The 19,293-nt window shown below is 68.9% G+C and carries 11 protein-coding genes, 1 tRNA gene and 1 rRNA gene; 12 read left to right on the top strand and 1 reads right to left on the bottom strand.

Features of this window, described 5'->3' with window-relative positions:
• From rrf to FCI23_RS36565, 3 genes are all read left to right on the top strand, one after another.
• A 5S ribosomal RNA gene (rrf, locus tag FCI23_RS36575) occupies positions 1–112 on the top strand; the annotation flags it as partial.
• A 149-nt stretch (positions 113–261) separates the two neighbouring features.
• Positions 262–1,218, top strand: a complete 957-nt coding sequence (locus FCI23_RS36570; protein WP_136728482.1) for a DegT/DnrJ/EryC1/StrS family aminotransferase — start codon at positions 262–264, stop codon at positions 1,216–1,218.
• Positions 1,219–1,302: 84 nt separating this feature from the next.
• Positions 1,303–1,375: transfer RNA gene (locus FCI23_RS36565), tRNA-Thr, on the top strand.
• Positions 1,376–1,424: 49 nt separating this feature from the next.
• Here FCI23_RS36565 and FCI23_RS36560 read toward each other — a convergent pair.
• Positions 1,425–4,043, bottom strand: a complete 2,619-nt coding sequence (locus FCI23_RS36560; RefSeq protein WP_136728481.1) for a SpoIIE family protein phosphatase — start codon at positions 4,041–4,043, stop codon at positions 1,425–1,427.
• A gap of 341 nt (positions 4,044–4,384) precedes the next feature.
• Here FCI23_RS36560 and FCI23_RS36555 point away from each other — a divergent pair, with 341 nt between their 5' ends.
• From FCI23_RS36555 to FCI23_RS36515, 9 genes are all read left to right on the top strand, one after another.
• On the top strand, positions 4,385–9,778 hold the full coding sequence (locus FCI23_RS36555; protein ID WP_211265598.1) for a HAMP domain-containing protein: 5,394 nt from the start codon (positions 4,385–4,387) through the stop codon (positions 9,776–9,778).
• Positions 9,779–10,083: 305 nt separating this feature from the next.
• Positions 10,084–10,764: a response regulator gene (locus FCI23_RS36550; RefSeq protein ID WP_136728480.1), complete on the top strand. Its 681-nt coding sequence runs from the start codon at positions 10,084–10,086 to the stop codon at positions 10,762–10,764.
• 114 nt (positions 10,765–10,878) lie between these two features.
• A complete protein-coding gene (locus FCI23_RS36545; RefSeq protein WP_136728479.1) occupies positions 10,879–13,578 on the top strand; it encodes a DNA translocase FtsK in 2,700 nt (899 codons plus the stop codon).
• A gap of 204 nt (positions 13,579–13,782) precedes the next feature.
• On the top strand, positions 13,783–14,601 hold the full coding sequence (locus tag FCI23_RS36540; RefSeq protein ID WP_136728478.1) for a helix-turn-helix domain-containing protein: 819 nt from the start codon (positions 13,783–13,785) through the stop codon (positions 14,599–14,601).
• Between the two features lie 266 nt (positions 14,602–14,867).
• Positions 14,868–16,364, top strand: coding sequence for a 30S ribosomal protein S12 methylthiotransferase RimO (rimO, locus tag FCI23_RS36535; protein WP_136728477.1), 1,497 nt, complete (start codon positions 14,868–14,870; stop codon positions 16,362–16,364).
• Positions 16,361–17,056 carry a CDP-diacylglycerol--glycerol-3-phosphate 3-phosphatidyltransferase gene (pgsA, locus tag FCI23_RS36530; RefSeq protein WP_136728476.1) on the top strand — a complete coding sequence of 232 codons (696 nt, stop codon included), beginning with the start codon at positions 16,361–16,363 and terminating at the stop codon, positions 17,054–17,056. Before rimO ends, pgsA begins: the two co-directional genes overlap by 4 nt.
• Positions 17,053–17,652 carry a CinA family protein gene (locus tag FCI23_RS36525; protein WP_246144414.1) on the top strand — a complete coding sequence of 200 codons (600 nt, stop codon included), beginning with the start codon at positions 17,053–17,055 and terminating at the stop codon, positions 17,650–17,652. Before pgsA ends, FCI23_RS36525 begins: the two co-directional genes overlap by 4 nt.
• Before the next feature lie 94 nt (positions 17,653–17,746).
• Positions 17,747–18,130: a helix-turn-helix domain-containing protein gene (locus tag FCI23_RS36520; RefSeq protein ID WP_136728475.1), complete on the top strand. Its 384-nt coding sequence runs from the start codon at positions 17,747–17,749 to the stop codon at positions 18,128–18,130.
• A gap of 180 nt (positions 18,131–18,310) precedes the next feature.
• Complete coding sequence (locus tag FCI23_RS36515; protein ID WP_136728474.1) at positions 18,311–18,781, top strand: Dps family protein; 471 nt, start codon at positions 18,311–18,313, stop codon at positions 18,779–18,781.
• The last annotated feature ends 512 nt before the right edge of the window (positions 18,782–19,293 follow it).

The following is a 19,293-nucleotide window of genomic DNA, read 5'->3' as shown; positions in this document are numbered from 1 at the left end:
TGGTTATTGCGTTAGGGAAACGCCCGGTTACATTCCGAACCCGGAAGCTAAGCCTTTCAGCGCCGATGGTACTGCAGGGGGGACCCTGTGGGAGAGTAGGACGCCGCCGAACAATCATTCAGCCGTACCTCCGGACTTCGGTCCGGAGGTACGGCTATTTGCGTTTCCCTAACCTTTCGTTCATGTACCGCTCAGCGCTGCATCATCCGACGCCGGGATGCTGGCCCTCTCGGCTAGCGGAGGTGGGACGTGCAGCGGATCATGACCCAGGGGTCTGAAGTGGCTGCGTTCGAGAAGGAGTTCTCGACGCTGGCTGACGAGCGGCACTGCATCGCGGTGGAGCCTGGCAGTTCCGGGCTGCACCTTTCTCTGCTGGCACTGGGCATCGGGTGCGGGGACGAGGTGATCGTGCCGTCCTACGCCTCGGAGACGGCAGCGGCAGCGGTGCGGCTGGCCGGTGCGACGCCGGTTTTCGTGGACATAGAGCCGCAGACGTTCTGTCTTGACCCCGAGGCTGTGGCGGCGGCGCTCACCCCCCGTACGTCCGCCGTTGTGCCGGTCCATCTCTTTGGTCACCCGGCCGCGATGCACCGGCTCTCGGCACTCGCCGCCAGGCACGGGATCGCTTTGCTCGAGGACGCGTCCCAGGCGCCGCTGGCGCAGATCGAAGGCCGGCGGGTTGGGACGTACGGGGTGGTGAGCATCTTCAACGTCGGGGAAGCCGCTGTTGCCACCACCGCTGACCTGCGACTGGCGGTGACGTTGAAGCTGTTGCGCGACCAGGGGCATGACGCAGGGCCGGCTCTCACGGTCGCTGCGGCCCAGGCGGGGCGGGGAGCGCTGGAAGGACTCGTCGGGGCCACCGCACGGCGTCGGGCCCACGCGCGATTCCTGAACTCGGCGTTGACGGGGGTGCTGGTCCCGTATGTGGAGCCGGGGGCGCACCACGTGTACCACCAGTACACCGTGCGGGTGCCGGGCAACGGGCGTCCTGACCGTGATGCGTTCGCGTTGGCGCTGGCTGCTCGTGGAGTCCCGGCCACAGTGACCATTTCCACTCCGGTGCACCGGCTGGCCCCGTACCGGTCGAGGGTGCATCTGCCGCAGACGGAGCTGGTGGCGGGGCAGACGCTGTCGTTGCCGGTGCGTTCGGGGCTTACCGAGCAGGAGCTGGTGCGGATCGCGGCTGTGTGCAACACGCTGGGCGGACTGCTCTGAGGGATCGTCGTAGGCGCTCATCGGGCCGGCCCGGCGGATTTCCGCACGGGGGCTCGTGTGGGTTAAGATCTTTCACATCGACACGCCCCAATAGCTCAGTCGGTAGAGCGTCTCCATGGTAAGGAGAAGGTCTACGGTTCGATTCCGTATTGGGGCTCTGTACGCGAAAGCCCCCGCCAGTTGGCGGGGGCTTTCTTTGCTTTCGCTCAGTTCTCCGGTTGTTCCGGTACGCGCATGGCGAGGATGGCCATGTCGTCGGAGGGGGCATCGGAGGCGAAGCGTTCGACCGCCCGCTGGATCCGGGCGGCGACCGCGCCGGCCGTCAGGCCCGTACAGGTGGCGAGGACATCGGCCAGGCCGTCATCGCCGAGCATGCGGCTGCCCTCGCGGCGTTCGGTGACGCCGTCGGTGACGCACAGCAGGACGTCGCCCGGGTCGAGTTCGAAGGTCTCCTCGTGGAGTTCGAGGTCTTCCATGACGCCAAGGAGGGGCTGGGACTCGGCGGCGGCGTCCACGGTCCCGTCCGGGCGGAGGCGGAGCGGCAGAGGGTGTCCGGCGCAGACGATCTTGAGGATGGCGCTGCCGTCGGACTGGGGCCAGAGCTCGCCGTAGAGAAGGGTGAGGAAGCGGCTGCGGGTGCCCTCGTCGAGGATGGCGGCGTTGAGCCGCTCCAGGACCGAGGGGCCGCTGAAGCCCTCGCGGGCGAGCAGACGCAAGGCGTGCCGGGCGAGGCCGGTGACAGCGGCCGCTTCGGGACCGGTGCCGCAGACGTCGCCGATGGCGAAGCCCCAGCAGCCGTCGCGAATGGGGAAGACGTCGTAGAAGTCACCGCCGACTTCGTTGCCTTCGCCTGCCGCGCGGTAGACGACCTCGACCTCGACGCCGGGGATTTCGGGGAGGCCGGGCGGGAGAAGGCTGCGCTGGAGGGACTGGGCGATGGCGGTGCGCTCGCTGTACAGGCGTGCGTTGTCCAGGGCGAGGGCGGCCCGGCGGGAGAGGTCCTCGGCGAGTTCGAGGATCTCCTGGCGGAAGCGCTCGTCGGAGGGTTTGCCGAGGGTCAGCATGCCGATGACGCGGTTACGGGCCACCAGGGGGAGTACGACAGTCTCTCCGCCGACCGCCGCTGCTGTGACGAGGGTTGTGCCGGGGCCGGCGGCCGGGCGGCCGGCGTCGCCGAGGCCGAGGCTGCGCAGGGATGTGCGCAGAGCGGTGGAGTGGGCGGCGTCCGACGGGGCGGTCCAGATCCGGGCGCCCGGGGTCGGGTCGGGGGAGGGCGGGGCGACCTTGGACAGGAGGGCTTTGATGCCGTCGATGCGGTCCTCATCCTCGTGGAGGACGAAGGCGAGTTCGGGTTCGGACTGTTCGGCGATGGTGTAGACGGCGCACCAGCTGGCGAGGGTGGGGACGGTCATCTGGGCCATCAGGGCCAGCGTCTGGTCGCGTTCCAGGGTCCCGGCGAGCAGGTCCGAGGCTTCGACGAGGAAGGAGAGCGAGCCGCGGCGCAGCCGTTCCAGTTCGGTCAGCCGGGCGCTCTCGACGGCCAGGGCGATGCGGTCGGCGGCGAACTGGAGCCTTAGTGCCTGCTCGTTGGAGTAGCGGCCGGGTGCTTCGGCGGCGACACCGAGGGAGCCGGTGAGGCGGCCCTCGACTTTCAGAGGCACTGTGACGATGGAGCGCATGCCGGTGCCGGCGAGCAGGGGTACAGCGCCGGGTACGGCGGTGAGGTCCTCGTGGACGGCGGGCATCCGGGCGCTGCCGTAGCGACCGGTGCCGGCTTCCACGGGCACGCGGGCGAAGCGTTGCCGGGCGGAGGGCAGGCCGGTGGAGGCGCGGACTTCGAGTTCGGTCTCGTCGTCGGTGGCGAGCAGCAGGTAGGCGGCGTCGCCGTCGAGCATGTCGCGGGCGCGTTCTACGGTGCGTTGGAGCAGACCGTCGAGGTCGTCGGGGGCGGGGGAGCCGATGAAGACCTCGAACGGGTCGGTGTTCCTGCCGCGGCGCTCGGTGCCGTCGGTGGGGGCGGGGTTGCGGGAGGGGTTTTGCAGGATGGCCCGTTCGTCCTCGCGGACCAGTAGACATACGGTGGAGGGCTCACCGGAGGTGTCGCGGACGCGTAGATGGGAGCCGTACACGGGGAGTACGCGGCCATCGGCGCCGCGGATGCCGTAGCTGCCCTCCCAGCGGGAGAGGAGGAACGCCTCGGCGATGCCGTGGCCGGTGCCGGGGGTCTGGGGCCAGGCTGCGAGGTCGGCGAGGGATTTGCCGGTGATCTGCCCGGCGGTGTGGCCGAAGAGTTCGGCGGCGTCCTCGTTCCAGCGGGTGATGGTGCCGTGGTGGTCGACCTGGACGACGGCGACCCGGACCCGTTCGTCGGCGAGGGGGAGAGCGGCGGTCGGCAGGGCGGGGCCTGCGGAGCGGGTGCCGGCGGGGCGCTGGGGGAGGTCGAGCTGGAACCAGACCTGTTTGTGGGCCGGGGTGTACTCCACGCCCCAGCGCGAGGCAAGGGCGGAGCAGAGCAGCAGGCCCCGGCCACCTTCGTGGTCGGGGCTGTGTGTCGGCCGGGTGACATCCTGGATCGGGATGTCACGTTCCGGGTAGCGGTCGGTTACCTCGACGCGGACCGCGTGCTCTTGACGCAGGCACTGGACATCGGCGGCGGTGCCGGCGTGGACGACGGCATTGGTGACAAGTTCGCTGGTGAGGACGACGGCGTCGTCTACTACATCGGTGAAGCCCCACCCCTGGAGCGTGTCACGGACAAACGCTCTCGCCGTGGCGACCGAGCGTCCGACCGGCTCAAAAGTGGCCGCTGCCCGTGCCGTGATCACTGGTCTCCCTGTGGGTGTCTTGGTGCTCTCCCGGAACCTGTGCCCCCCGGCGGTGTAGCCAATGCGCCAAGGCCCGAGTCTTGCGTTACGGCTAGGCCAGGTTAGTGCGTGCCCTGCCGCGGCGTGCCGTATGCCCCTAGCCCGCATCCGGCAAACTCGGCAGTGTCCACTGACACGCCTCGGAAGATTACGCCCGGATACGAGTGTGCGGTATCCGTGCAGGACAAGGGGGTTCGGGGCGTACTGGCCCAGTATTTGCCGGGATGGTGGGAGGTGATGAAACACTGGGCATGCCTTAAGCGAGGCAAGAGCATGTCGGTCGACCCTCCGGGAGGGACACGGTGGAGTCTGGCGCATCCGCGCGGGGCGCAGTCACGCGGGCCAAGTACGCGCGGTCCCGTACGAGCGGGACGGTCGAGGTGGACTCGGCTGCCCTGGACAGACTGCTGGGAGCGCTGTCCTCCATGAGAGACGGCAATTTCCGCAAGAGGCTGACTCCTTCGGGTGACGGGGTGATGGCGGAGATCGCCGTCGTCTTCAACGAGGTCGCGGACCGTAATCAGCATCTGACCGGCGAACTCGCCAGAGTGCGGAGGGCGGTCGGCCGGGAGGGCAAGCTCACGGAGCGGCTGGAGACGGGCGCCTGTGAGGGCTCCTGGGCGGCGGCGGTCGAGGGCACCAACGACTTCCTGGACGATCTGGTACGCCCGGTCTCCGAGGTCGGGCGGGTGCTGTCGGCGGTTGCCGAGGGCGACCTGGAGCAGCGGATGGACCTGCGTTCGCAGGGTTCCGACGGCTCGGGGCACCCGTTGCGCGGGGAGTTCCTCAAGGTGGGCCGCACGGTCAACGGTCTGGTGGACCAGTTGTCGGCGTTCACCGACGAGGTGACCCGGGTGGCCAGCGAGGTGGGCACCGAGGGAAAGCTTGGCGGACAGGCCAAGGTGCGGGGGATGTCGGGTTCGTGGAAGGACCTGACGGACTCAGTCAATACGATGGCGTCCCGGCTGACGGCGCAGGTGCGGGACATCGCGCTGGTGACGACGGCGGTGGCCAAGGGCGATCTGTCCCGTAAGGTCACGGTTCATGTGGCCGGCGAGATGCTGGAGCTGAAGAACACCGTCAACACGATGGTGGATCAGCTGTCCTCCTTCGCCTCCGAGGTGACCCGGGTGGCCCGCGAGGTGGGCACCGAGGGCGAACTCGGCGGCCAGGCCAAGGTGCCGGGCGTGGCCGGCGTCTGGAAGGATCTTACGGACTCGGTCAACATCATGGCCGGCAATCTGACGGCCCAGGTGCGGGACATCGCGCAGGTGACGACGGCGGTCGCCAACGGCGATCTTTCGCAGAAGATCACGGTGGGGGCGCGTGGCGAGGTCGCCCAGCTTGCCGAGACGATCAACGCGATGACGGAGACGCTGCGTACGTTCGCCGACGAGGTGACCCGGGTCGCCAGCGAGGTCGGCGCGGAGGGACTGCTCGGCGGTCAGGCGCAGGTGCCGGGCGCGGCCGGTATCTGGAAGGGGCTCACGGACTCCGTCAACACGGCGTTCCGCAATCTCACCGGCCAAGTGCGGGACATCGCGCAGGTGACGACGGCGGTCGCCAACGGTGATCTGTCGCAGAAGGTCACGGTGGACGTCTCCGGCGAGATGCTGGAGCTGAAGAACACCGTGAACACGATGGTGGACCAGCTGTCGGCGTTCGGCGCCGAGGTGACCCGGGTCGCCCGGGAAGTGGGCGTCGAGGGTGAACTCGGCGGTCAGGCCCAGGTGCCCGGCGCGGCCGGAACCTGGAAGGACCTCACGGACTCCGTCAACACGGCGTTCCGCAACCTCACCGGCCAGGTCCGCAACATCGCGCAGGTGACGACGGCGGTCGCCAATGGTGATCTGACGCAGAAGGTCACGGTCGAGGTCTCCGGCGAGATGCTGGAGCTGAAGAACACCGTGAACCGCATGGTGGACCAGTTGTCCTCCTTCGCTGCCCAGGTGACCCAGATGGCGCGGGACGTGGGCACCGAGGGCCGGCTGGGCGGCCAGGCCCGGGTGGAGGGGGTCAGCGGCACCTGGAAGGAGCTGACCGACTCCGTCAACTTCATGGCGGGGAACCTTACCTCCCAGGTACGGCAGATCGCCCAGGTGACGACGGCGGTCGCGCGGGGCGACCTGTCGCAGAAGATCGATGTGGACGCGCGTGGCGAGATCCTGGAGCTGAAGAACACCATCAACACCATGGTGGACCAGCTGTCCGGCTTCGCCGAGCAGGTGACGCGGGTCGCCCGTGACGTGGGTACGGAGGGCCGGCTGGGCGGCCAGGCGCAGGTGCCCGGTGTGGCCGGTGTGTGGCGGGATCTGACTGATTCGGTGAACGGCATGGCGGGGAATCTGACCGCTCAGGTCCGTAATATCGCTCAGGTCGCGACGGCGGTGGCGCGCGGTGACCTGTCGCAGAAGATCGATGTGGACGCGCGTGGCGAGATCCTGGAGCTCAAGAACACCCTCAACACGATGGTGGACCAGCTCTCCTCCTTCGCCGAGCAGGTGACACGGGTGGCCCGCGAGGTGGGCACCGAGGGCATGCTGGGTGGCCAGGCGGAGGTCAAGGGCGTTTCGGGCACGTGGAAGGACCTCACCCAGTCCGTCAACTTCATGGCGAACAACCTGACCAGCCAGGTCCGTAACATCGCCGAGGTCACCACGGCGGTCGCCCAGGGCGATCTGTCCAAGAAGATCACTGTTGACGCGAAGGGCGAGATCCTCGCCCTGGTCACCACCGTCAACACGATGGTGGACCAGCTGTCCGCGTTCGCCGACGAGGTGACGCGGGTGGCCCGCGAGGTGGGCACCGAGGGCCAGCTGGGCGGCCAGGCCCGGGTGCGTGATGTGTCGGGTATCTGGAAGGACCTCACCGACAACGTCAATCTGATGGCCAACAACCTCACTGGCCAGGTGCGGTCCATCTCCTCGGTCGCGACGGCTGTGGCCAATGGCGACCTCACCAAGAAGATCACCGTCGAGGCGCGGGGCGAGGTCGCGCAGCTCGCCGAGACGATCAACACCATGGTGGACACACTCTCCGCCTTCGGTGACGAGGTGACCCGCGTCGCCCGCGAGGTGGGCACCGACGGCATCCTGGGCGGTCAGGCTCGCGTCCCGGGCGTCTCGGGCACCTGGAAGGACCTCACCGAGTCGGTGAACGGCATGGCCTCCAACCTGACCGGCCAGGTCCGCAACATCGCGATGGTGACGACGGCGGTCGCGCGCGGCGACCTCTCCAAGAAGATCGATGTGGACGCGCGCGGCGAGATCCTGGAACTCAAGACCACTATCAACACCATGGTCGGCCAGCTGTCGGCCTTCGGTGACGAGGTCACCCGGGTGGCCCGCGAGGTGGGCACCGAGGGCCAGCTGGGTGGGCAGGCCCGCGTGCCGGATGTGTCGGGCATCTGGAAGGACCTCACCGAATCGGTGAACCTGATGGCCAATAACCTCACCCGGCAGGTGCGGAACATCGCCCAGGTCGCCACCGCGGTGACCCGTGGCGATCTCAACATCCGCACCGATGTCGACGCGGCCGGAGAGATCCTGGAGCTCCAGGACTACATCAACACCATGATCGTGCGGCTGCGCGAGACCACGCTCGCCAACAAGGAGCAGGACTGGCTCAAGGGCAACCTGGCCCGTATCTCCGGTCTCATGCAGGGCCGTCGCGACCTCAACGATGTGGCCGCGCTCATCATGAGCGAGCTCACCCCGGTCGTCTCGGCCCAGCACGGTGTGTTCTTTCTCTCCGAGGAGGCCGAGAGCGGCGCCGACGAGCTGCGGCTGATCGGCTCGTACGGCTTCTCCAAACGCACCATGCCCACCTCCTTCGAGCTGGGCGAGGGCCTCATCGGCCAGGCGGCGGTGGAGAAGCGCACGATCCTGATGGAGCACGTCCCGTCCGGCTACCTCAAGATTTCCTCGGGGCTCGGTGAGGCGCCGGCGGCGCATGTCATCGTCCTGCCGGTGCTCTTCGAGGACCGGGTGCTCGGGGTGATCGAGCTGGCCTCCTTCCTGCCGTTCACCCAGATCCAGAAGGACTTCCTCAGCCAGATCACGGACATGATCGCGATCAGCGTCAACACCATCAGCGTCAACACCAAGACCGAGGGGCTGCTTGAGCAGTCCCAGGAGCTGACCGAGCAGCTCAGAGAGCAGACGGAGGAGCTGGAGAACCGGCAGCGGGCGCTCCAGCTGTCCAATGCCGAGCTGGAGGAGAAGGCGAAGCTGCTCGCCGAGCAGAACCGCGACATCGAGGTGAAGAACACCGAGATCGAGGATGCCCGGCAGGTCCTGGAGGAGCGCGCGGAGCAGCTCGCGGTCTCCATGCGCTACAAGTCCGAATTCCTGGCCAACATGTCGCATGAGCTGCGCACTCCGCTCAACTCGTTGCTCATCCTCGCCAAGTTGCTGGCCGACAACGCGGACACCAATCTGTCACCGAAGCAGGTGGAGTTCGCCGAGACGATCCATGGCGCGGGTTCCGACCTGCTCCAGCTGATCAACGACATTCTGGACCTGTCGAAGGTCGAGGCGGGCAAGATGGATGTCAGTCCGACCCGGATCGCGCTGGTCCAGCTCGTCGACTATGTCGAGGCCACCTTCCGGCCGCTGACCGCCGAGAAGGGCCTGGACTTCTCGGTACGGGTCTCCCCGGAGCTCCCGGTCACCCTGCACACCGACGAGCAGCGGTTGCTCCAGGTGCTGCGCAATCTGCTCTCCAACGCGGTGAAGTTCACCGGCAGCGGCTCTGTGGAGCTGGTCATCCGACCGGCCGGTCCTGAGGCTCCGCAGGAGATCCGCGAGCAGCTGCTGGAGTCGGGTTCCCTGCGCGATGCGGACCAGCCGCTGATCGCGTTCTCGGTGACGGACACCGGGATCGGCATCGCCGCGAGCAAGATGCGGGTGATCTTCGAGGCGTTCAAGCAGGCGGACGGCACCACCAGCCGCAAGTACGGCGGTACGGGCCTGGGCCTGTCCATCAGCCGGGAGATCGCCCGGCTGCTCGGCGGCGAGATCTACGCCGACAGCCAGCCGGGCCGCGGTTCGACCTTCACTCTGTACCTGCCGCTCAGTAACAGCGAGCTGCCGCTCTCCGGCTACTCGCAGTTGGTCGCGGTCGAGGGCATCGGTGAGCTTGCCGGATCCGCGCCCAGGGTCCGTAGCGCGGGCAGCAGCCTGGCCCGGCTGCGCCGCCGTTCCGTCACGCCCGTGGAGCGCCACGAGCTGCCCGGGCGTCACGCGCCGGCGCTGCCCGGCGACCAGTGGGCGGAGGAGGAGGCGTCCAGCGGGACGCAATCCGGCTTCACGGGCGGTTTCAGCGGCGAGAAGGTGCTGATCGTCGATGACGACATCCGTAATGTCTTCGCCCTTACGAGTGTGCTTGAGCAGCACGGCTTGACGGTGCTCTACGCGGAGAACGGCCGGGAGGGGATCGAGGTCCTGGAGCAGCACGACGATGTGCAAGTCGTCCTGATGGACGTAATGATGCCCGAGATGGACGGTTATGCCACAACTACCGCGATTCGTCGGATGCCTCAGTTCGCCGGCCTGCCGATCATCGCGCTCACCGCGAAGGCAATGAAGGGTGACCGGGAAAAGAGCCTGGAGTCCGGGGCGTCCGACTATGTCGCCAAGCCGGTGGACACGGACCACCTTCTCCAGGTGATGGAGCAGTGGATGACGGCGCGTTGACCGGGGTGGCCGCGGCGGCCGGCGCCCCGTTCGCACTGCTCGGTGGGCGGCCCCATGTGCGGCTCTGTGCAACCCGGTTCGCGCTTGGTTCGTAGCCCGGTGCGTCAAAGAGGTGTGAGGGTGTGCGATCGTGGGAACCTTCTGGTCCTTGTACGCGTTTCTGCTACGTGCACAGTGACATGACGGTGACTGGGTGTGGCGGACAGCGGGGTGCGGCTACCATGACCGGCACAAGGACGGGCGGCGTACAGAAGTCGTCCCTGGGGGCGGCGCCCGGTGCAGCGCCGGGACGAGGAGGGCGGGCCATGATTCAGAAGGCCAAGATCCTCCTGGTCGATGACCGGCCGGAGAATCTGCTGGCGCTGGAGGCCATTCTCTCCGCGCTCGATCAGACCCTGGTGCGGGCATCGTCCGGGGAGGAAGCGCTCAAGGCGCTGCTGACCGACGACTTCGCGGTGATCCTGCTCGATGTCCAGATGCCGGGCATGGACGGTTTCGAGACCGCGGCGCACATCAAGCGTCGCGAACGGACGCGGGACATCCCGATCATCTTTTTGACGGCCATCAACCACGGCCCGCACCACACCTTCCGTGGGTATGCGGCCGGTGCGGTGGACTACATCTCCAAGCCGTTCGATCCGTGGGTGCTGCGGGCGAAGGTCTCCGTTTTCGTAGAGCTCTACATGAAGAACTGCCAGCTGCGCGAGCAGGCCGTTCTGCTGCGGTTGCAGCTGGAGCAGGGCGGCGGGCCCAGCCTTGGTGGTGGCAGGGAGCCGGTCGGGTTGCTGGCGGAGTTGTCAGCTCGTCTCGCCGCTGTCGAGGAGCAGGCGGAGGCGCTCTCCAAACAGCTGGGCGAGTCAGCGGACGCCGCGGCTGTGGCGACCGCCGCGCACCTGGAGCGCAAGCTCACGGGCTTGCGGCGGGCGTTGGACGCGCTGGAGCCGGGCACCGGGACGGACGGATCCGCGATTCCCTCGCGGGACTGAGTCGCGCGGTCGCGTTGACGCCTTGTCACCCTTGGTTCACCGGGGGCGCGACACGAACGGGGGTATCGGTGGGCACGCGTGTCCCATCCGCCTTTGCCCGGTAATCTCAAAGCCATGGCCTCACGTACGTCCGGCACCGCCAAGAAGGCTGCCGCCAAGCCTGCGGCCAAGAAAACCGCGGCGAAGAAGACCGCAGCCAGGAAGCCCCCCGCCAAGAAGGCGGCGGCCCCGAAAGTGACGCCCAGGCCCGCCCCTTCGCCGACCGGGGGTGTCTACCGCATGGTGCGCGCCTTCTGGCTCGGCCTCGCGCACGCCACCGGCGCGCTCTTTCGCGGCGTGGGGCGCGGTGCCCGCGGGCTCGATCCCGCGCACCGCAAGGACGGCGTGGCGCTGCTGCTGCTGGGTCTGTCGCTGGTCGTCGCCGCTGGCACCTGGTCCAATCTCAAGGGCCCGGTCGGCGATCTCGTCCAGATGCTGGTCACCGGTGCTTTCGGCCGGCTGGACCTGCTGGTGCCGATACCGCTGGCGGTGATGTCGGCCCGGCTGATGCGGCATCCGCAGCAGTCCGAGGCGAACGGGCGCATCGTGATCGGCCTGAGCGCGCTGGTCATCGGCGTGCTCGGGCTGGTCCACATGGGCTGCGGTTCGCCGGGCCGGGGCCAGGGCGCGGAGGCGATCGGCAACGCGGGCGGCTGGATCGGCTGGGCGGTCTCCTCGCCGCTGGAGTTCATCGTCGGCCCCGCGCTGGCGGTGCCGCTGCTGCTGCTCGTGACCGTCTTCGGGCTCCTTGTGGTCACCGCCACCCCGGTCAACGCCATCCCGCAGCGGGTGCGCCAGCTCGGCACCAGGCTCGGGGTCTACGCGCAGCCCGAGCCGGATGGCGCCGTGCCGATAGCCGACCTGCTGGAGGAGGACTACGCCGATTACGAGGCGGGTTACGAATCCGGTTCCGAGGACTCGCCCGTACGGAGGGTGCCCGAGGACGGGGCGCAGCCGCGCCGCCGTGGCCGGACCGGCCGTGGCGAGAAGCCGCTGCCGGACCTCACGCCGAGTGGCGGTCCGGGCGCCGTCGATTTCGCCGCCGCGGCGGCCGCGTCGCTGGACCCGGTGCTCTACGGGGTGCAGCCGTCGCCGCTCGTCGCCGATCTGATCAAGCCGGTACCGGCGGCCCGCGCAGAGGAGGCCGAAAAGGGGGCCGCGGAGCCGTCCGGGGCCGTCCCCAAGGCCGGAACGGTGCCGAAGGCCGGAGCGGTTCCCGACCTCACCAAGCAGACCGCCGTCCCCGAGACCACCAGCTCGCCACTGCCGCCGCGTGCCGAGCAGCTCCAGCTCTCCGGTGACATCACCTACGCGCTGCCCTCCTTGGACCTTCTGGAGCGCGGCGGCCCCGGCCGCACCCGCAGCGCCGCGAACGACGCGGTGGTCGACTCGCTGAAATCTGTCTTCTCCCAGTTCAAGGTGGACGCCGCCGTCACCGGTTTCACCCGGGGCCCGACGGTCACCCGCTATGAGGTCGAACTGGGCCAGGCCGTGAAGGTCGAGCGGATCACCGCGCTGGCCAAGAACATCGCGTACGCGGTCGCCAGCCCGGACATCCGGATCATCAGTCCGATCCCGGGCAAGTCCGCGGTCGGCATCGAGATTCCCAACAGTGACCGCGAGATGGTCATGCTCGGCGATGTGCTGCGCTCCGCGGCGGCGGCGGGCGAGGACCACCCGATGACCGTCGCTTTCGGCAAGGACGTCGAGGGCGGGTATGTCGTGGCCAACCTCGCCAAGATGCCGCACCTGCTCGTCGCGGGAGCGACCGGTGCCGGGAAGTCCTCCTGCATCAACGGCCTGATCACATCCGTGATGGCCCGTTCCACCCCGGACGAGGTGCGGATGGTGCTGGTCGACCCCAAGCGCGTCGAGCTGACCGCGTACGAGGGCATTCCGCACCTCATCACGCCGATCATCACCAACCCCAAGCGCGCCGCCGAGGCGCTGCAGTGGGTGGTCCGTGAGATGGACCTGCGCTACGACGACCTCGCCGCCTACGGCTTCCGGCACATCGACGACTTCAACGCGGCGGTGCGCTCCGGCAAGGCGAAGACGCCCGAGGGCAGTGAGCGCGAGCTGACTCCGTACCCGTATCTGCTGGTGATCGTGGACGAACTGGCCGACCTGATGATGGTCGCCCCGCGTGACGTCGAGGACTCGATCGTCCGGATCACCCAGCTGGCCCGCGCCGCCGGTATCCATCTGGTGCTGGCGACCCAGCGGCCGAGCGTCGATGTCGTGACCGGTCTGATCAAGGCGAATGTGCCGTCCCGGCTCTCTTTCGCGACCTCGTCGCTCGCCGACAGCCGGGTCATCCTGGACCAGGCGGGCGCCGAGAAGCTCATCGGAAAGGGTGACGGGCTGTTTCTGCCCATGGGGGCGAACAAGCCAATCCGTATGCAGGGCGCCTTTGTCACCGAGGAAGAGGTCGCCAGGGTCGTCCAGCACTGCAAGGACCAGCTCAGGCCGACCTATCGGGAAGACGTCACGGTCGGCAGCGGCCCCAAGAAGGAGATCGACGAGGAGATCGGCGACGATCTGGACCTGTTGTGCCAGGCCGCGGAGCTGGTGGTCTCCACCCAGTTCGGCTCGACCTCGATGCTGCAGCGCAAACTGCGTGTCGGATTCGCGAAAGCGGGAAGGCTGATGGACCTGATGGAATCGCGGGGGATCGTCGGCCCGAGCGAGGGGTCGAAAGCCCGCGATGTGTTGGTCAAACCCGACGAGATGGACGGGGTGCTTGCCATCATCCGCGGGGAGGCTCACCCATAAGAGGGCGGGGGCAACCGTTTCTCCTGCTCGTACGTCAAGTTATTGCAGGAGGAGGGCGCGTGTTTCACTGTCAGCGACGCCGGCGATGTACCAGGGGTTCGGCAATCCTGATGGCGGACAAACAGGGGCCGTCCGCTTGCCCGATTTTTTCCCCCCTCTAGACTGGATCTCCAGCAGGTTGCTGCACGCTCGAAAGGCGCCCCTGTGTCCATCGGCAACTCGCCCTCTCCACCCACTCCGCCATCGGACGACCGTCCGTCCGTTGGCCGTGCGCTCTCCCAGGCCCGTCTCGACGCCGGACTGACCGTTGAGGAAGTCAGCACCGCCACCCGGGTGCGCCCTCCCATCGTGCACGCGATCGAGCAGGACGACTTCTCCCGCTGCGGCGGCGACGTCTACGCCCGTGGCCACATCCGCAACCTCGCACGCGCGGTCGGCATCGATCCCCAGCCGCTTATCGAGCAGTTCGTCGCCGAGCACGGCGGCGGCCCCGCCCAGAACCTCGTGGCGCCCGTCTACGACGCCGAGAGGATCCGCTCCGAGCCGCGCCGGGCCAACTGGACCGGGGTCATGATCGCGGCGATCGTCGCGGTCGTCGGCTTCGCAGGCTTCACACTCTTCAGCGGCGGCGGCGGCAGCGGCTCCACCCAGACGGTCGCCGGCAAGCCATCGGCCAGCGCATCGAGCACCGCACCCAGTCATCCGAAGACCACCACTCCCACGCCCGTCCAGTCGGACAGCGCGATTGCCGCGGCCCCGGGCGACAAGGTCACCGTCAAGCTCACCGCCGACGGCGGCAAGAGCTGGATCCAGGCCATCGACGGCAACGGCCGGCAGGTCTACCAGGGCGTGCTCGCACAGGGCGCCTCCAAGTCCTTCACCGACGGGAAGAGGATGCGGCTCGTGGTCGGCAACGCCGGCGCGGTCAGCCTCTTCGTCAATGGCAAGGACCTCGGCGCGGCGGGCGACGCCGGCCAGGTCGTACGGCTTGAATTCACCCCGGGCGACCCGCAGGCGGGCTGACCGAATATCCTCGCGAAGGCCCGTCGGCTCGTGTGATCGGCGGGCCTTCCACTTGTGCTGACGGACCGGCGTGGGTGAGGCTTGCGCACACCCCTTGCCGAAACAGTGACATGGGGCTCCTGCCCCGGGAGTCCGGCCGCTGCGAGGAGGCCGTGCAGGTCGCCCCAAGTCCGCCTACGTCGGCTGCCGAACCCGGCGACTATCCTGAGCACATCGGAAAGCCCGATCCGCCCAGGACCTCCTGGTCAATCAGAGACGCTGAGGCCATGCCCGAAACCCGCACCGTCGCCCTTGTCACGCTCGGGTGTGCCCGCAACGAGGTGGACTCCGAGGAGCTCGCAGGCCGACTGGCGGCGGACGGATGGCGGCTCGTCGAAGACGCCGCCGATGCCGACGTTGCCGTAGTGAACACCTGTGGCTTCGTCGACGCCGCGAAGAAGGACTCCGTGGACGCCCTCCTGGAGGCCAACGACCTCAAGGGGCAGGCCCGCACCCAGGCCGTCGTGGCGGTCGGCTGCATGGCCGAGCGATACGGCAAGGAACTCGCCGAGGCGCTCCCCGAAGCCGACGGCGTGCTCGGCTTCGACGACTACGCGGACATCTCCGACCGCCTGCAGACCATTCTCGCCGGCGGCGTGCACGCCCCGCACACCCCGCGCGACCGCCGCAAGCTGCTGCCGGTCAGTCCGGCCGAGCGGCAGGGGACCTCGGTGGCGCTCCCCGGGCATGCCCAGGACGCGCCCGAGGTACCCGCGGACCTGCCGCCAGGCGTCGCACCCGCGTCCGGCCCGCGCGCGCCGCTCCGCCGCAGACTGGACGCCGGCCCGGTCGCCTCGGTGAAGCTCGCCTCCGGCTGTGACCGCCGCTGCACCTTCTGCGCGATCCCGTCCTTCCGCGGATCCTTCATCTCCCGCCGCCCCTCCGACGTGCTCGGAGAGACCCGCTGGCTGGCCGAGCAGGGCGTCAAGGAGGTCATGCTGGTCAGCGAGAACAACACCTCGTACGGCAAGGATCTCGGGGACATCCGCCTCCTGGAGACGCTGCTGCCGGAGCTCGCGGCCGTCGACGGCATCGAGCGCGTACGGGTCAGCTATCTGCAGCCCGCCGAGATGCGGCCCGGCCTGATCGACGTACTGACCTCGACCCCGAATGTCGTGCCGTACTTCGACCTGTCCTTCCAGCACTCCGCTCCCGACGTGCTGCGCGCGATGCGCCGCTTCGGCGACACCGACCGCTTCCTGGAACTGCTCGACACGATCCGCGCCAAGGCGCCCGAGGCGGGTGCGCGCTCCAACTTCATCGTCGGCTTCCCGGGCGAGACCGAGGCCGACCTGGCCGAGCTCGAACGCTTCCTCTCCGATGCGCGGCTCGATGCCATCGGCGTCTTCGGGTACTCCGACGAAGAGGGCACCGAGGCGGCCACATACGACGGCAAGCTCGACGAGGACGTCGTCGCCGAGCGTCTGGCGCGTGTCTCACGGCTGGCCGAGGAGCTGACCGCGCAGCGCGCCCTGGAGCGGCTGGGCTCGACGGTCGAGGTGCTCGTCGAGACCGTGTCCCCCTCGGGAGGGGAAGCGGAGGGCGAGGCCGTCGGCCGGGCGGCCCACCAAGCCCCGGAGACCGACGGCCAGACGGTCCTGACCGCTTGGGAGGGCCTGGTGCCCGGTGCTTTCGTCACGGCGAAGGTCGTGGACACCGAGGGCGTCGACCTCGTCGCCGAGCCACTCGCCACCGGCGGCTGTACGGAGGAGGCGGGCAGATGACCGGAGTCCCCGCGTCCGCCGCCGGCAACCACCGCCCCAAGGCCGCCCCGGTGGCCCCCGCCCCCAAGGTCGGGCTGTGGAACATCGCCAACATCCTCACGATGGTGCGGCTGGTGCTGGTGCCCGGCTTCGTCCTGCTCCTGGTGCACGGTGACGGGCACGACCCGGCGTGGCGGTCCTTCGCGTGGGCGGCGTTCGCCGTCGCGATGATCACGGATCTCTACGACGGGGAGCTGGCCCGCCGCTACGGCCTGGTCACCGACTTCGGCAAGATCGCCGACCCGATCGCCGACAAGGCGATCATGGGCGCGGCGCTCATAGGCCTGTCCGCGCTGGGCGACCTGCCGTGGTGGGTGACCGCCGTGATCCTCTTCCGTGAGGTCGGCATCACCCTGATGCGGTTCTGGGTGATCCGGCACGGGGTGATCCCGGCGAGCCGTGGCGGAAAGCTCAAGACGCTCACCCAGGGCGTCGCGGTCGGCATGTACATCCTGGCTCTGACCGGTCCGCTGGCGACGCTGCGGGCGGTCCTCATGGGTGTCGCGGTGTTCCTGACGGTGGTGACCGGCCTGGACTACATCCGGCAGGCCGTGCTGCTGCGCCGGGCCGGCCTTGCCGCCATCGCCGCCATCGCGGCCATCCCCGACGCCGCTGACCCCGCGGCCGAGCGTTCGCGGGAGCCGGACGCGTGAGCGGCGCTGCCGCCGGCGGGGGAGTCCTTGAGGGCACTGCGGCCCGGGTGCTCCGGCTGCTGGAGTCCCGGGGCGCCACGCTCGCCGTCGCGGAATCGCTGACGGGCGGCCTGGTCGCCGCCGAGCTGACGGGAGTGCCCGGGGCCTCGCGGACCTTCCGCGGCTCGGTCACGGCGTACGCGACCGAACTGAAGCGGGACGTGCTGGGGGTGGACGGGGCCCTCCTGGCCGAACGCGGAGCCGTGGACCCGGAGGTCGCGCGGGGCATGGCAGAGGGCGTACGACGCGCGCTGGGCGCCGACTGGGGGCTGGGCACCACCGGGGTCGCGGGTCCGGACCCGCAGGACGGGAAGCCGGTCGGCACGGTGTATGCCGCGGTGGCCTTTCCCGGGGGCACCGAGGTGCTCGGGCTCCGGCTGGACGGCGACCGCGTGGCGATCCGGGCCGCCACCGTGGAAGCCGTACTGAACCTGTTGGAGCGCTCACTCGTAAAGAGTGCGAGAGACAGCGGGGGAGACAGTGTGAGAACGCCCGGCGAACCCGCGAGGGCGCAGGACAGGGAAGAGAGCGGGGGGAAGGGATGTTTGCAGCCCTGAGTGAACACGTCATCGCTCCCCGCACGGCCGAGGCCCGAGGCGGTACGGTGGGGCGAGAAGGTTGTGATTTCGCGGTCCGAGGAGGGAGCCACCGATGATCCTGCTCCGTCGCCTGCTTGGTGACGTGCTGCGTCGGCAGCGCCAACGCCAGGGCCGTACCCTACGTGAGGTCTCCTCGTCCGCCCGCGTTTCGCTGGGCTATCTGTCGGAGGTCGAACGGGGGCAGAAGGAGGCGTCCTCCGAACTGCTCTCGGCGATCTGCGACGCCTTGGATGTTCCCATGTCCGAGGTGATGCGGGAGGTCAGCGACGATCTGTCGCTTGCCGAGCTGGCGGAGTCGGCGGCTTCCGAGACCGCTGCCGCGCCGACGCGGCCGCTGCTGGGCGCGGTCACGTCCGTACCGTCCGGTCCGGGCGAACGGGTCACCATCAAGGCGCCGAAGGCGCCCGCCGAGGCCGTGGATGTCGTGGCGGCCTGAGCAACTGGAATTCTGCTTCACCCGCTCCACCCCGCTCCACCCTCTTCAAGACGGGACCCCGGTCGGCACCGCTGACCGGGGTCCCGTCTTTCTGCCGTGCTGGCCTGCTGTGTTTGCCCAGCCGTGAGTGGGAAGGCGTAAAAGCGCGTCAGAACGGAACGAGCGTCCAGGAGGAACAGCATGAGTGTCGTGACAAGCACGCTTCCGGGGGCCGCCCGCAAGACCACCGGTGATGCCCTGCAGGGCGCACTGGTGGATCTGCTCGACCTCTCGCTGGTGGCCAAGCAGACCCACTGGAATGTCATCGGCCCGCGCTTCCGCTCGGTCCATCTGCAGCTGGACGAGGTCGTCGCCACCGCCAGGACGCACGCAGACACGGTCGCCGAGCGGGCCGCCGCGATCGGCGTGTCCCCGGACGGGCGGGCCGCCACCGTGGCGAAGACCAGCGGGATCGACACCGTGACCGACAACTGGGTCAAGGACACGGAGGTCGTGGAAATCCTCGTGGCGGCCCTCGGGTCCGTGATCACCCGGATGCGGCAGCGGATCGAGGCGACAGAGCACCCCGACCCGGTCAGCCAGGACATTCTCATAGGCATCACCGCCGATCTGGAGAAGTTTCACTGGATGTTCCAGGCGGAGAGCGCCTGAGCAGGTCGGAGATCCGGTAGCCGATCGTTTGGCCCGCCGGGGGCGTCACACTCAGTTGAACAGTCATTGCAGGTAGTCGCGGTTTGATGGGCCATTCGGGTGAGCCTGGGGGCAGGTGTGGCCGCAGACGGCCAGCGGTGTTGGAATCAGGACATCGCATCTGTGAACGGGAAGCCTCGCGGGGCTCCCCGCCGCGACCTCGGGGTACCGAAGGAGGCGGCCATGCGCGTTCTCCAGGCAAGGCAGGGACTGTGGGCCCGGCGACCGGTCCGGTGGACGGTCGCATTCGTCGCAGGGGCCTTCTGGTGGTGGGCAGTGCTTCGGCTGGTTTTGCAGCCGGGGCAGGCCGGCCCGGTCGAGGGCGCGGTGGCGGGGTGGAGCCTCAGCCTGGTGCCGCTGCACTCCGCCGTCCGGTCAAAGGCTGCTCCGGTGCGCGGGCCGAGGACGCCGCACAGGCTTCGGGTACCGCCCCAGTCGCGGTCACTGAGGATGCCGCGGCCGAGGACGCGATC

Source organism: Actinacidiphila oryziradicis, assembly GCF_005047355.1.
GTDB classification, from domain to species: Bacteria; Actinomycetota; Actinomycetes; order Streptomycetales; family Streptomycetaceae; genus Actinacidiphila; species Actinacidiphila oryziradicis.
Note: the sequence above shows the minus strand (reverse complement) of the source record. Positions and strands in the feature narration are given on the sequence as shown.